Here is a 14,730-nt window from a genome sequence, read left to right on the forward strand (position 1 = left end):
TAAATGCCACCTTCTATTACACCAATATTGTTACTGTTCACTCCCGTGTCAATCACTGCGCTGATTGACACGGAGGATGCACGTTTTATCTTAAACGGCATCTCGCCCATCGCCAAAGGCGATTTGAAATGGCGAGATGCGTTGCTGGTCACAGTTACTGTGAACAGTAACCCAATATTACACACTGGCTGCCCCTCGATTTGAAAACAGACTCAAACTGTGCCTTGTCATATTCAACCACACCGGTTATAGGGTCTGCAATTGTAACATGATTCTCATCGTATCCAATCAACACCGCTCCGTGGTCATTCTGGCTCCACTCAACATAATCACCATTTTCTGTATACCACCCACTTGTTTCATAACGATCTGCCATATCTATAGTACACCACACCACCACTGGTGTATCTTCACTTACCCATTGATATAATTTTTCCGGTGATACTCCTTTTTTGGCAATTGCCCGCATCGTGCTTCCATTCTCATCCAAATATTGATTTACCGCTGTAACAATTGCCCCTGTTCCGCAAATGATTCCATTTATAGTAGTAGGATCCCCTATAAAATATTGATTTATATCACTCCCATAAATCTTTCCGTTTTCACCCGTATATATTTCTGCTTCATATAATACCGGTAAATATTGTGTTGCCATCTCTACTTTATCTGCCTGATATCCATAATAATTCAATACCATCGTCATTGCTGTGATCTCGCATCCTGTCGGCAACTCCGGCATCTGGTTTATAATCGGGAATCCCTCAATTATATACGACTTTGGTAACTCTTTTTTTTCACTTTTTTCTTGTGTGCTTTTACTTTTTGAATCTTCGTTGGAATTAACTATACTGATTGGTTTTATACCTTCTAGTATCGCTGTTGGATCCACCCTCTTCAAATTACCGGTATTTTCTTTTTTTATTACAACTATTTTATTCTCGGACTTTGCTATTGCCGAAATTGGGGAAAGTCCTACAATCCCTGCAATACATGTAACTGTCACTAATATAAAAATGTGACTCTTATTTTTATTCATCTCACAAATGTTACTTCGCAAACTGACTTTCATACAAATGCTTATAAAATCCACCGGCCTGCAATAATTCGTCATGCGTTCCCTGCTCGATAATATTTCCATCCTTCATCACAAGAATCACATCTGCTTCCCTTATTGTAGACAATCTATGGGCTACAATAAAACTCGTTCTTCCTTCCATCATCTGATGAAAAGCTTTCTGAATTCGGATTTCTGTACGTGTATCAATGGATGATGTTGCTTCATCCAAAATCAACATCGGTGGTAAATTTAACATTACTCTTGCAATACAAAGCAATTGTTTCTGCCCTTGCGAAAGATTTCCTCCTTCTTCCTGGATCATCGTATCATACCCTTCCGGCATTCTCTTAATAAAGCTGTGGGCATGAGCTGCTTTCGCTGCCGCTATGATCTCTTCTCTTGAAGTCCCCTCTCTTCCATATGCAATATTCTCTGCAACAGTCCCTGATTTAAGCCAGGTTTCCTGCAAAACCATACCAAAATTTTCTCTCAGACTGTCTCTTTTAATTTCCTGAATGTCATGACCACTGACAATAATCTGACCTGCATCAATATCGTAAAAACGCATCAACAAATTAATCAGTGTTGTCTTTCCACATCCTGTCGGGCCTACGATAGCAATCTTCTGTCCCGGCTTTACCTGCAGATTCAGATGTTGAAGTAACGGAACATCTTTTCTATAAGAAAATGATACTTCTTTTAATTCCAGACTTCCGTCTGCCTGTTGTAAATCAACCGCCTGCTCATAATCAGGGATTTCTGGTGTTTCTTCTATAAAATCAAACACTCTTCTCGCACATGCCGCAGCATTCTGAAGTTCCGTGATAACACTGGAAATCTCATTAAACGGTTTTGTATATTGATTTGCATAGCTTAAAAAGCAAGATAATTGTCCTACGGAAATATATCCCCGGATTGCACTTAACGCACCTGTAATTCCAACACCTGCATATACAAGTCCATTTACAAAACGAGTGCTTGGATTCGTAATTGATGAAAAGAAAATCGCACGCAGACTAACTTTTTGCAAATCTGCATTTATCTCATCAAATCTTTCCAAAGCCCTTGAACCATATCCAAATGCCTGTACTACTTTTTGGTTCCCCACCATCTCATTAATAAGTGATGTCATCTCTGCGCGCTTCTCTGATTGTGCTTTGAACATCGTATATGTTCTCTTTGCAATAAAGCTCGCAACAAACAATGACACTGGCGTGATTAAGATAACAACCAGAGAGATTTTCACATTAATCGTCAACATAAAGAGTAATGTCCCCACAATTGTAACAATTCCTGTGAATAACTGTGAAAATCCCATGAGCAATCCATCTGAAAACTGCTCTACATCTGTAATAATTCTGCTGATTGTCTCACCATACTGGTGTGAGTCAATATATTTCAATGGAAGTTCCTGTAATTTTGCAAATGCCCGGATTCGAACATCTTTTACTACCCGGTAAGTAATTTTATTATTACATAAATTCATAAGCCATTGTGCCACACCTGTCAAAATGATCACAACCGCATACTTTTTTAAAATCTGAAATACACCGGCAAAATCTACATGTCCTTTTGACAATATCAAGTCAATTGCATTTCCTGATAAGATTGGTGCATACAAAGTCAATGCTACAGAAATTGCTGCAAAAATCAACGATAAAATCAGATAATGCATATATGGACGTATCAGCTTAAAAACCTTTTTCATTGTATCCTGGTTCTTTTTTTCTAACTGATTATTCATGGTTCTGCACCTCCTCTTTTGAAAATTGAGAATAGCAGATTTCCTGATATACCTCACATTGTTTCAACAATTCCTGATGTGTTCCATAGCCAACCATCTGTCCGTCATCTAATACAATGATCTTATCTGCATGCATAATCGACGCTGCTCTTTGAGACACAATAAATACAGTCATATCATTTGTATCTTCTGCGATTGCTTTTCTTAAATTAGCATCTGTTGCAAAATCCAACGCAGATGCACTGTCATCCAAAATCAATACTTCCGGATTGCGGACCAATGCTCTTGCGATTGTGAGTCTCTGTCTCTGTCCTCCTGACAGATTCTTTCCGCCCTCACTTAACACTGTGTCTAATTTACCAGGTTTATTTTCTACAATTTCCAATGCCTGTGCTGTCTTAAGTGCCTCAAAAATTTCTTCATCGCTGGCATCTTCTCGTCCCATCTTCATATTATCTCGAATTGTTCCATGGAACAAAACTGCTTTCTGCGGAACCATGCCGACTTTGCTTCTCAGATTCTCTACTTTATATTCCCGGACATCTTTTCCATTGACAAACACCCGACCTTCTGTCACATCGTAAAATCTTGGGATTAAACTTACCAAAGTTGACTTTCCTGAACCGGTACCACCGATAATTCCGATTGTCTCACCTTTTTTTGCTGTAAATGAAATGTGCTCCAGAGCAGGCTCTTTACTCTTTTGATAATAAAATGTTACGTCTTCCATGCTTACAGCTGTTTTTGGTTCTCCTGTCTGTTGCACTGCTGACTCTTTTTCATTACCATCCACAATGCCCGGCTTCATTGCAAATACTTCATTGATTCTTCCTGCCGATGCCATTGCTTTTGTAAATGTTATGATCAGATTTGCTAAGGCCACAAGTGCCAACAATGTCTGTGTCATATAGTTTACCAGTGCAATTACTTCTCCTTGCGTCATATCACCTACATTTACCTGAATTCCACCAAACCAGATAACTGCAATAATCCCGGCATTTACAATAATATATGTCAAAGGATTCAATGATGCCGAAATTTTACCGACGTGCATCTGTATAGCCATCAACACATCACTCTTATGTTCAAATGTCTCTCGCTCCAGCTTCTGAGTACGAAATGCACGAATCACACGAACCCCTGTCAAATTCTCACGGGTTGTCAATAATACTTCATCTAATTCTCTTTGAACCCTCTTGTATAAAGGAATCGTAATAACCATAATTCCATAGATAACGAATGCCAACAGCGGAACGGTCACAACAAATACCATTGCTGCCTTCCAGTTAATTGTAAATGCCATAACCAGTGCGCCGACAACTATAAACGGTGATCTTAAAAAAAGTCGTAATACAAGATTCACCCCTGACTGCACCTGATTGACATCACTTGTCATTCGAACAACCAATGTTGAGCTTCCGGCCTTATCAACCTCTGCATGTGACAAATTTTCAATATGCCAGAATAAATCATGCCTAAGTGCAGTTCCAAATCCGACTGCTGCCTTCGCCGCAAAATATTGTGCAAGCAATGAACATGTCAATCCTAAAATTCCAAATATTACAAGCACGGCACCCATTTTCCAAATATAAAGCGTATCCTGATTCTTGATACCAATATCTATGATGTGTGCCATAATGACCGGCACGATCAATTCAAACGTTGCTTCCAACAATTTAAACAATGGTCCTATAATACTTTCTTTTTTATAATCTTTTAAATAAATAAGCAGGTTTCTCACAAGCTCGCCTCCATTCTTACTCACGTTTTTTTATTATAACATTTTTCTTCCCGAATGAATACTTACATCTTGCATTTTTCTTTCTGACAATTTATTATGTAAGAAAGAATTTTCTTACATTGCTTAGACGAAACGGAGGAACAAAATTATGAAAAAAAGAGCAGTTATTGCATTGGGGCATAGAGCACTTGGCACAACATTACCGGAACAGAAAATTGCGGTAGCTAAAACAGCAAAATCCATTGCTGATTTAATTGAAGAAGGCTATCAGGTTGCGATCACTCACAGTAATGCACCTCAGGTCGGTATGATACATACCGCTATGAATGAGTTTGGTAAAACTCATGATAATTATACATCTGCACCAATGTCTGTTTGCTCAGCTATGAGTCAGGGTTATATCGGATATGACCTGCAGAATGGAATTCGAGAAGAATTATTAAATCGTGGTATTTATCGTACTGTCAGCACAGTCCTGACACAAGTTATTGTAGATCCGTATGATGAAGCTTTCTATACACCAACCAAAGTACTCGGACGTTACATGAATGCTGAAGATGCCAATGAAGAACGTAAAAAAGGAAATTATGTAGTAGAAGAACCTGGTAAAGGGTTCCGTCGAGTTGTATCCGCTCCAAATCCGGTTAAAATCGTAGAATTAGATGCTGTCAATGCTCTGCTTAATGCCGACCAGTTAGTTATTGCATGTGGCGGTGGCGGTATTCCTGTTCTGGAACAGGATAATCACTTACGCGGTGCAAGTGCTGTTATTGAAAAAGATCTTGCCGCAGGTAAACTTGCAGAAGGTGTCAACGCTGATCTCCTTATTATCCTTACGAGTGTAGATCAGGTTTGTATTAACATGGGCACTCCAGCTGAAGAAAAACTCGGTTCTATCTCCGTTGCTCAGGCAAAAGAATATATGGATGCCGGACATTTCGGTACTTACAATATGTTCCCTAAATTTAAAGCTGCTGTTGAATTCATCGAACAGAAAGAAGGTCGCGAGGCTCTGATCACTTCTCTTGACCAATTAAAAGCCGGTTTACATGGAAAAGCCGGAACAAGAATTCATGGATAATTTAAGTCGAACGTCCGTGAGACTTAGCGCGTGATTCTGGTCAGCGAAGCTGACATATTCCTATCAGAATCACTGCGCATCTTCGCGGAGCGTTTATCTCAGTCGTAAATTGGACTGAGATAATCTTTTCTTATAGTAAAATAGGATGTGAAAAATGTAATAACATTTTTCGCATCCTATTTTATTTTCCTCTTGCATTTTTTCTTTTATGGGTATAATATAAGCATGTGCTTGATGTAGTTTTGAATACTACATGTAACGTTATTAAATTCTATTTTATATGTTAACTATTCATATAATCAAACAAACATGAATATATTTCAATTGATATAAAAGAATGGAGGAATGAATCATGAAATCACAACATCATATTAAAGAACCCGGCAGTGCAATCACTCATTTTATAGGAATGTTAATGGCAATCTTTGCAGCTGTTCCATTACTGATTAAAGCTGCCCATGAACCTAGCCGTATTTACGTTATCTCACTCGCGGTCTACTCTGCAAGTATGATATTATTATATGCAGCCAGTACAACTTACCATACATTTGATATTTCTGCTAAGATCAATACAATTTTGAAAAAATGGGATCATATGATGATTTCTGTATTAATTGCAGGAAGCTACACACCAATTTGTTTATTGGTATTAAAAGGAAAAACCGGACTTATTCTCCTGGCCATTGTGTGGAGCTTCGCTATCATAGGTATTCTTATTAAAGCCTTCTGGGTTTACTGTCCGAAGTGGGTTTCATCCATTCTCTATATCGGAATGGGCTGGACATGTGTTCTAGCTTTCACCCAGATATTAAACTCAATGAGCCGTACTTCCTTTATATGGCTTCTGATAGGCGGCATTATTTATACTGTTGGCGGTATTATCTACGCATTAAAGCTTCCGATTTTTAACAGTAAACATAAAAATTTTGGAAGTCATGAAATTTTTCATTTATTCGTAATGGGTGGAAGTATGTGTCACTTCGTAGTTATGTATGCACTATTACCTTAATCTTAATGAATACTTTTTCTTATTCAAGTCGAACGGTTGGGACTATGTTATAGTCCCAACCGTTTTAATACATCTTTTACTTTTTTAACCGGTATAATCTCCAGCTTTTCTTTTACTTCATCTGCAACGTCTTCAAGGTCTTCCACATTTTCATATGGTATAAATACCTTCGACACGCCTGCTCTCTGCGCTGCCATAAGTTTCTCTGGAAGACCGCCTATTGGCATTACCCCTCCACGTAACGAAACTTCTCCTGTCATCGCATATTGAGGACTGACCGCTTTTCCTGTCACCAATGACGCCAACGCCGTTGTCAGTGTTATGCCGGCAGATGGGCCGTCCTTTGGTACTGCACCGGCCGGAACGTGGATATGCAAATCATTTTCTTTCCACATTGCTGCTGATTCCGGATACATTGATTTAACCAGACTAACCGCAATCTGAACAGACTCCTTCATCACATCACCAAGCTGACCTGTCACCTGAATCTTACCACTTCCTTTTGTAAACATCGCCTCTATAAATAAAATCTCACCGCCGGCTGACGTCCATGCCAGTCCGGTAACGACTCCCGGCTGCTTTTCTTCTAAAATACTCTCATGATGGATTGGCTTTTGATCCAAAAATTCACGAAGCCGTTTTGGATTTACTGTAATGCTCTTTTGTTCCCCTTTTACCAATTTTACAGCGGCATAACGACACAATGTATTCATTTGTTTCTTCAGTCCTCGAACACCTGATTCTGCCGTATAATCCTGGATAATTGTTCTGATTGCATCATCCGTCACTTTCAGATTTTTAGCCTTAATTCCCATTCCTGCCATTGCTTTTGGAAGCAAATGCTTTCTTGCAATCTGAAATTTTTCCACTGCTGTATATCCCGGAAACTGTATTACTTCCATTCGATTTAGTAAAGGCTCCGGAATTGTATCCCATGAATTTGCTGTACAGACAAATAACACATCTGATAAATCATATGGTACATTCAAATAATGATCTGTAAAATTGTTATTCTGCTCCGGATCTAATACTTCGAGCAACGCACTTGCCGGATCTCCGCTAAAATCTTTTGACAGCTTATCAACTTCATCTAATACCATAACCGGATTCGATGCTCCACATCTTTTCATTCCTTCCATGATGCGCCCCGGCATAGCCCCTACATAAGTTCTTCTATGACCACGGATTTCTGCCTCATCTCTTACGCCACCAAGACTGACTCTCACATATTCTCGGTGTAATGCCTTTGCAATACTCTGACCGATACTCGTCTTACCGGTTCCCGGTGCCCCGACAAATAACAAAATCGAACCCGATTGCTTTTTATTCAGTTGCATAACTGCAATTTGTTGAATAATTCTTGCTTTTACTTTTTTCAAGCCATAATGTTCTTCGTCCAAAATATCTTCCGCTTCATCCAAATCAATAGCTTCTACTTCTTCTTTCTTCCAGGACAATGTCGTTACAAAATCCAGATAATCGTAGAGCATGCCGTATTCATGGCTGTCTTTTCCTTCCTGCTTCATGCGGTTTAGAATCTTTTCAGCTTCTTTTCTCGCAGTCTCATTCATGCCGGATTCTTCTATTTTCTGCTCAAATCTACGCACATCTGATACATTTTCCGGATGCATCTCATCTAATTGACGTTGCAGAAAATCAATCTGTTTCTTAATTGCATCTTCACGATATACTTTCTCATGACGTTCCTGTTGCGCATTCTCTGCTTCTTCTCCAACTCTTGTCACTTCTATAAACTCATATACAGCGTGTTCCATCTTCTCTATACGCTGTGACAACACATCCGTCTCTACAATCTGGTATCGTTCTTCATTTGTCAGATTCAGATAGCTAGACAATGCAGATACAACTTCGCTTATCGATTTCCAATGCAATATGTAACTTCTGGCCCATACACCCCATTGAAATCCCTGTGCGAAACGAAGCAGTGAGGTACGCATTTTTTCAAAACGCATCTGACACTCCTGTGCATCGATATCTTCTATCTCATCCCGATTCACCGCTTCCAGCGAAATATTTCCCTCTGTTACTTCTATATTATGAATATCTACTCTATGAAATGTTCGGACATTGATATTACCATCCCGATCAATCCCTTCCACTTTTCCTTCTACACCAATTGGATAAAAATCCTCCGCCGTCAGACTCTGTCTCTCCTTATCTTCTTTTTGATATAAAAAGATCAGTTCTTCTCCCTCTTTCACATCTTCTATCTCTAATTCCTGAAACACATCTTGCTTAAAGTAAAATGTTACTCCTGGCAAAATGATCATATCATAAATAGGTACTACGATCATATCATTCACCCTGCTTTCTATATTGGAAAATCTTAGTTTGTATTTGTTAGCACTCTTTTTTGCTGAGTGCTAATTTATGATAACAATATCATATTCTCTTTATTTTGTAAAGTAGCTCCTTCGTGTAAACTCATACCTTCCTTGAAAATTTATCTGCTCTTTGCTATAGTAACTTTAACATCATTTTTCAAAGAGGTAAGCTTTATGAATCCAACAGTTAGTATTATTGTTCCTGTCTATAAAGCAGAAACTTTTCTCTCTCGCTGTATTGACAGTATTTTAAATCAAGAATATCGCGACTTTGAACTATTACTGGTCGACGATGGAAGTCCTGATTCTTCCGGTGAAATCTGCGATACCTATGCAAGAAATGATTCCCGCATCCGTGTCATTCATCAATCAAACAGTGGGGTATCGATTGCACGAAATCATGCTATAGATCAGGCCCGTGGAACATATCTTCAATTCCTTGACAGCGACGACTGGATTACCCCTGATGCCACCAAACTTCTTGTACGTTCGGCAGAAGATTTTCAGGCAGATCTTGTAGTTGCCGATTTTTATCGTGTTATAGGTGAACGCGTTTCTCACAAAGGCGATATTGATGAAGATGAGGTCATTTCCCGTGAAGAATTCGCTGAGCATATGATGGAAAATCCTGCCGATTATTATTATGGTGTAATCTGGAACAAATTATATAAAAGAGAATTGATTGAGCAGCATCATTTACGAATGAACCCAGATATTAGCTGGTGTGAGGACTTTATGTTTAATCTGGAATATATTCGATACGCGACACGATTTTACGCTTTAAAGACACCTATTTATTATTATGTGAAAACAAAAGGTTCTCTTGTAACACAAGGTGCTAGCATTTCCAATACGATAAAAATGAAATTGAATGTATTTGAATACTATAATAATTTCTATAAGAATATTCTGGATGAAGAAGAATATGAAAAAAACCGACTGCAGGTATATCGCTTTTTCATAGACGCAGCAAAAGATGGAGCCGTTCCACCAGCAATCCTGCCCGGTGCTACCCGCCTGGGGGAGGAACGTGCCAAAGTTTGCCAGGCAGCTGTTGCCGGAGAAGGTGTTTTGATGGATAATTACCGCACTCGCAAATTATTGGAACGTTATTTGGAACCAGTTGCTTTAAAGCATAATTTATCTATGACAGAAATCTGGGTTCTTTTTTATCTTTGCCACCCACATAATGTTAGAACACGCAGAGAATTAGCCGATTTTATTGATATTTCCAGAAGTTCCCTCTCGAGAGCATTAAAAAAACTTACTTTAAAAAATCTAATCATGATAGAAGATTCGCGTTCACCAAGACAGCTTTTGATTACTCTTCTTTCAGCAGCTGATACAATTCTTGCCGATCTCTCTGTTGTTCAAAATGATTTTGACCAGACTCGTTTTTCTGAATTTACAGAAGAAGAGCTAATTCAATACGCACAGCTCTCTGATAAAATAAAGGACAATATACAGCGTAGATTACAATAAAGGTTTAATTCCTATGTACTTTCGAATAAAAAAGTGAGACAGATTTTTTACCCCGTCTCACTTATTTTTATTCATTATTAAATTTTATTTTCTTTATTTCTGTGCATATTCCAGCATTCTCTTCAATGGAAGTTCTGCCTTTACTCTCAAATCTTCTGGCAATTCTACTTCTGGCTCCAATGTTTCAAGTGCCTGAGCTACTCCTTCCAGACTAATTCTCTTCATATTTGGACAGAACTGACGATGTCCTACAGAATAGAATTTTTTCTCCGGATTCTTCTGCTCTAATTCATAGAATACTCCGATTTCTGTACAGACGATAAATTCTTTCTTTTCAGATTCTGTCACATAATCAATAATCTGAGATGTGCTTCCGATGTAATCTGCTTCTTCTAATACATCTGGTGTACATTCCGGATGTGCAACTACAACTGCTTCCGGTTTTGCCTCTTTTGCTTTTAAAAGCTCTTCTTTATGAATACTTTTATGAACATGACAGAATCCATCATTAAATATAAAATGTTTCTCCGGAATCTGCTCTGCTGTGTATCTTCCAAGATTATTATCCGGAATAAAGAAAATATCTTTATTTGGAAGATTTTTAACAATCTTAAGTGCATTGGAAGATGTTACACACACATCAGATAATGCCTTGATCTCTGCTGTTGAATTTACATAACATACAACCGATACATCTGGATATTGTTCTCTTACTTCTTTAATTTTTAATTCATCCACCATATGTGCCATAGGACAGTCAGCGTTTTTATCTGCCATTACTACTTTCTTCTGCGGATTAAGAATCTTTGCACTCTCGCCCATAAATGATACTCCACAGAAAAGTATTACATCTGCATCGACTGTCGTTGCTTTTTTTGCAAGGAAATAAGAATCACCCACATAATCTGCAATAGCCTGAACTTCTCCATCTACATAATAATGTGCAAGAATTACTGCATTTTTCTCTTTTTTTAAACGATTAATCTGCTCTATTACTGTTTCACTCATTATTCTATACCTTTCGTTTCCACTACTAATCACATATATCTCTTCTAGGGTATAACAAATGTAAACTTTTTGCAAGCAAATGTTTTACATCTGTCTTGTCATCTTGTTTTTTTCTTTTCCTGATACATTACTTTATCCGCCTGTTTTACATACTCTTCCAGCAATAATTTTTCATCAGGTTTTGCACACACCCATCCTACACTAGTGGAAATCTGAAATGGAATATCCAGAATTTCATTTGCCTGTTTTAATTCTTCATGAATTGCCTGTTTAATACTAATTCCTTTGTTATAGTCACCACCAGAAACTACGATAACAAATTCATCTCCACCATAACGAACAACCACCGATTGTTTCGGGCAAACCTTCTTAAGAACATTCGCTACAGTTGTAATTGCAATATCACCATTTTTATGTCCGTATGTATCATTGATCATTTTTAAACGATTAATATCACTAAACAGTATTAAGGTTTCTCTCTGTTCAAGACGATCATATTGCAAAATCTTTTCCGCATGCCTTGACAAAGCAAAGCGATTGTAAACTCCTGTCATAGCATCTTCCGCACTCAACTCATCTAACATACGGTTCATCTGCTTCAATGCCAGTCTCTCAATCATAACCTGCATTGACATATTGATACAATGTGACCCGCTAAATAAACTTTCATCATCAATCATTTGAAAACTGTCCTTGAGTACACAATAGCCAATTGTTTTTTCTTGAAAATGAACCGGCATAATCATATAGGCATGCGATTTTTCATCATCCTCTTCTTCTCCCGGAATTAGTTTTGAAATATCAAATAACTCCTTATACTCTACCAGCTTCCCTTTTTCCAATGCAAAAATCACAATTAATTTTGAATCGTATTCTTGATTGTTGAGGATTTGTCCTGTATGCTGTTCCAATTGTTCAGTTCTATTAAGTAATATATACATTGCACTACACGGAATATTATTTATTACATGTTCTGCCAATGTATTCGCATACTCATTCCAGTTTTCACTTTGAACCAATCTCTTCTGCAAAATCTGAAAATTATTCTGAACATAATTCCGATTTAACATTGTTTCGATTATATGCCGTTTTCCATTTTGGTGTTTTTCTTCATGACTTGTGCATCCACAACTTGAACGATAGACTACCTCACCCTTCAAAGTTGTTTTTTGGGGAACATCCTCACCATTTATCAAACGGAACAATACATCACAGCTCTGATACCCTGTTTCTGTTTTTTTACGCTCTACTGATGTCAGGCTTGGACGATATGTACTTGCAATTCTTAAATCATCAAATCCAGAAATTCTAAAATCCTCTGGTGCATATAATTTCTGTTCACCGGCTGCAGTACAATACCCTATTGCCATCTCATCATTTGCAGCAATAACACAATCCGGAACTCCCAGACCCATTTTTTGAAAATCATAAAAGGCCTGGTATCCGTCATGATATGTGTAGTTGTAATTTCGAAACCAGGCTTCTTCATATTGCAATCCTTTTAAATCCATTGCATCCTGAACGCCTTTTTTTCGCTTTTGTGATTCGTAATTATCTTCTGGTCCGCCTATGAAATATATTTTTCTACACCCATGTTTTTCAATCATGTGTAATGTTATCTCTTTCACAGTTCGATAATTCTCACATCCGACATAATATAGACCTTCCAACTCGTGTTCCATACTAACTGCCGGTTTTCCACTTGCAACCAGTTTCTTACGTAATTTTTCTCTCTCTTCTCCTGAAGTAATATTATTCGATGCCATAAGAAATCCGTCATATTCATTACAATCTAATAATGAAAAAATCTGATACTCTCCCTGATTGTACAACAGATCTTCTTTTTCTCCGCCATAACAACTGAATATATAAAGATCAGCGCCTTCTTCTTGTATACGTTTTCGAATTCCTCGAATAGCATACTTCATTACTTCTCCATTAAATCCCCCTTGCAGCAGTGCTATTTTCTTCTTCATCTGCCACCTCCGCGTTATTTATATTTTCTATTATAACGCACTTATATCCATTTGTCTTATATTAAATGATATAATTTCCTACATCCGTAGAATCCACTAATAAATCTGCCAATGTAATTCCATCAAAATAATCAAGAATTAACTTATACAGACCTTCCCACATCTTAATTGTTTTACACACAGTAACACGTTCACATAAATTAGGATTATCCTCCAAGCATGAAATCGGTGCCAATGATCCCTCTGTAAGTTGTAAAATACTCCTAATCGTATATTCTTCTGGAGCTTTTGCAAGCTGATATCCGCCACCCTTTCCTCTTAGTGAACGAACAAATCCATTTTTACTTAATGATGCTACAATTGATTCCAGATATTTTTCTGAAATCTCCTGTCTTTTTGCTATATCCATCAATGGAATATATTCTCCTGTGTTATGTTCTGCCAAATCTAACATTACACGAATTGCATAACGTCCTCTTGTTGATATCTTCATAATATTCCTCCAATCCTATATACCTATTATATCACAAGGTTAATATACTTTTCAAGGCTAACAAAAAAATACGTACAAGAAAAAGACTATGCACTCCTGCTCAGCTTCGTCGGGCAAGCCCGACTCCAATTCGCTGGATTGCATAGTCTTTTCTTACTTTGAGGTGTACCGTAATTGAAATAGGTGGAGCGATGATGTATTTACTTTTCTGGTGTCTGATGTATCTATATCATGGGGTTATTTGCTTGTGCAGATGCCTTTGTGGCAACCGTTGTATCTGCACTGGCTTAATATTCACTGTTGCAGATGCTCTTTTGATAACTGATATATCTGCAATTTGCTTTTCTTTGAACTTGCAGATACTTTTCAGCCCGCCTATCATATACAAATGCATCTACATCTTGTCTTTTCTGGTATTTGAGGATGCTTCCTTCGCAAATTTTGTATCTACATCCCACGCTTTCTATAACCTGAAGATGCTTCTCATTGAAATTATACATCCTCAACTTGCTCTTTCCATGACTTGCAGATACTCCTCATCAAAATTTTGCATCTTCAATCTCCGAAAATCCGCTATCACAGATATAGTCGCTCAATATCCTTTAAGTTCTATTTAGTTCACGACGCCCCCCTAGTAAAAAAACACCTCATAAATCTATGAGATGTTCTTCTAACCTCCCCGAGTTGGGTTCGAACCAACGACCCTTCGGTTAACAGCCGAATGCTCTACCGCTGAGCTATCGAGGATTACCTTTATTGAAGTATACCTTCAAAACTGCATACAAAGTTTTTTC

At 37.9% G+C, this 14,730-nt stretch carries 10 protein-coding genes and 1 tRNA gene; 3 read left to right on the forward strand and 8 right to left on the reverse strand.

What is annotated here, in order from left to right; all coding sequences use genetic code 11:
* Positions 1–154: 154 nt before the first annotated feature.
* From LQE94_RS12050 to LQE94_RS12060, 3 genes are read right to left on the reverse strand one after another with little or no spacing between them, the layout of a single operon-like run.
* A complete protein-coding gene (locus tag LQE94_RS12050) occupies positions 155–1,111 on the reverse strand; it encodes a C39 family peptidase (protein ID WP_240577803.1) in 957 nt (318 codons plus the stop codon).
* Positions 1,047–2,801 carry an ABC transporter ATP-binding protein gene (locus LQE94_RS12055; protein ID WP_118724779.1) on the reverse strand — a complete coding sequence of 585 codons (1,755 nt, stop codon included), beginning with the start codon at positions 2,799–2,801 and terminating at the stop codon, positions 1,047–1,049. The genes LQE94_RS12050 and LQE94_RS12055 overlap by 65 nt, the downstream gene beginning before the upstream one ends.
* On the reverse strand, positions 2,794–4,542 hold the full coding sequence (locus LQE94_RS12060) for an ABC transporter ATP-binding protein (RefSeq protein ID WP_240577804.1): 1,749 nt from the start codon (positions 4,540–4,542) through the stop codon (positions 2,794–2,796). The genes LQE94_RS12055 and LQE94_RS12060 overlap by 8 nt, the downstream gene beginning before the upstream one ends.
* A gap of 148 nt (positions 4,543–4,690) precedes the next feature.
* Here LQE94_RS12060 and arcC point away from each other — a divergent pair, with 148 nt between their 5' ends.
* Positions 4,691–5,623: a carbamate kinase gene (gene arcC, locus LQE94_RS12065; RefSeq protein ID WP_022075363.1), complete on the forward strand. Its 933-nt coding sequence runs from the start codon at positions 4,691–4,693 to the stop codon at positions 5,621–5,623.
* A 352-nt stretch (positions 5,624–5,975) separates the two neighbouring features.
* A complete protein-coding gene (gene trhA, locus LQE94_RS12070; RefSeq protein WP_118724777.1) occupies positions 5,976–6,632 on the forward strand; it encodes a PAQR family membrane homeostasis protein TrhA in 657 nt (218 codons plus the stop codon).
* A gap of 47 nt (positions 6,633–6,679) precedes the next feature.
* Here trhA and lon read toward each other — a convergent pair whose 3' ends face one another.
* Complete coding sequence (lon, locus tag LQE94_RS12075) at positions 6,680–8,947, reverse strand: endopeptidase La (RefSeq protein WP_240577805.1); 2,268 nt, start codon at positions 8,945–8,947, stop codon at positions 6,680–6,682.
* Between the two features lie 204 nt (positions 8,948–9,151).
* Between lon and LQE94_RS12080 the strand changes: the two genes are divergently transcribed.
* Complete coding sequence (locus LQE94_RS12080; protein ID WP_240577806.1) at positions 9,152–10,459, forward strand: glycosyltransferase; 1,308 nt, start codon at positions 9,152–9,154, stop codon at positions 10,457–10,459.
* Between the two features lie 93 nt (positions 10,460–10,552).
* On the opposite strand, the gene nadA is transcribed toward LQE94_RS12080, so the two are convergent.
* From nadA to LQE94_RS12100, 4 genes are all read right to left on the reverse strand, one after another.
* Positions 10,553–11,467 carry a quinolinate synthase NadA gene (gene nadA / locus LQE94_RS12085; RefSeq protein ID WP_240577807.1) on the reverse strand — a complete coding sequence of 305 codons (915 nt, stop codon included), beginning with the start codon at positions 11,465–11,467 and terminating at the stop codon, positions 10,553–10,555.
* A 98-nt stretch (positions 11,468–11,565) separates the two neighbouring features.
* Complete coding sequence (locus LQE94_RS12090; RefSeq protein WP_240577808.1) at positions 11,566–13,443, reverse strand: diguanylate cyclase; 1,878 nt, start codon at positions 13,441–13,443, stop codon at positions 11,566–11,568.
* 61 nt (positions 13,444–13,504) lie between these two features.
* On the reverse strand, positions 13,505–13,936 hold the full coding sequence (locus tag LQE94_RS12095; protein ID WP_022075369.1) for an RrF2 family transcriptional regulator: 432 nt from the start codon (positions 13,934–13,936) through the stop codon (positions 13,505–13,507).
* A gap of 675 nt (positions 13,937–14,611) precedes the next feature.
* Positions 14,612–14,683, reverse strand: a tRNA-Asn gene (locus LQE94_RS12100).
* Positions 14,684–14,730 lie beyond the last annotated feature (47 nt).

Source organism: Mediterraneibacter sp. NSJ-151 (genome assembly GCF_022487435.1).
In the GTDB taxonomy this organism is placed as follows: Bacteria; Bacillota; Clostridia; order Lachnospirales; family Lachnospiraceae; genus Schaedlerella; species Schaedlerella hominis.

Bases quoted from the DNA above. Each gene is read 5' to 3' on its own strand.
- LQE94_RS12090 (WP_240577808.1), bottom strand. From the start codon at position 13,443: ATGAAGAAGAAAATAGCACTGCTGCAAGGGGGATTTAATGGAGAAGTA.
- arcC (WP_022075363.1), top strand. From the start codon at position 4,691: ATGAAAAAAAGAGCAGTTATTGCATTGGGGCATAGAGCACTTGGCACA.
- nadA (WP_240577807.1), bottom strand. From the start codon at position 11,467: ATGAGTGAAACAGTAATAGAGCAGATTAATCGTTTAAAAAAAGAGAAA.
- LQE94_RS12095 (WP_022075369.1), bottom strand. From the start codon at position 13,936: ATGAAGATATCAACAAGAGGACGTTATGCAATTCGTGTAATGTTAGAT.
- LQE94_RS12050 (WP_240577803.1), bottom strand. From the start codon at position 1,111: ATGACGAATTATTGCAGGCCGGTGGATTTTATAAGCATTTGTATGAAA.
- LQE94_RS12080 (WP_240577806.1), top strand. From the start codon at position 9,152: ATGAATCCAACAGTTAGTATTATTGTTCCTGTCTATAAAGCAGAAACT.
- LQE94_RS12055 (WP_118724779.1), bottom strand. From the start codon at position 2,801: ATGAATAATCAGTTAGAAAAAAAGAACCAGGATACAATGAAAAAGGTT.
- trhA (WP_118724777.1), top strand. From the start codon at position 5,976: ATGAAATCACAACATCATATTAAAGAACCCGGCAGTGCAATCACTCAT.
- lon (WP_240577805.1), bottom strand. From the start codon at position 8,947: ATGATCGTAGTACCTATTTATGATATGATCATTTTGCCAGGAGTAACA.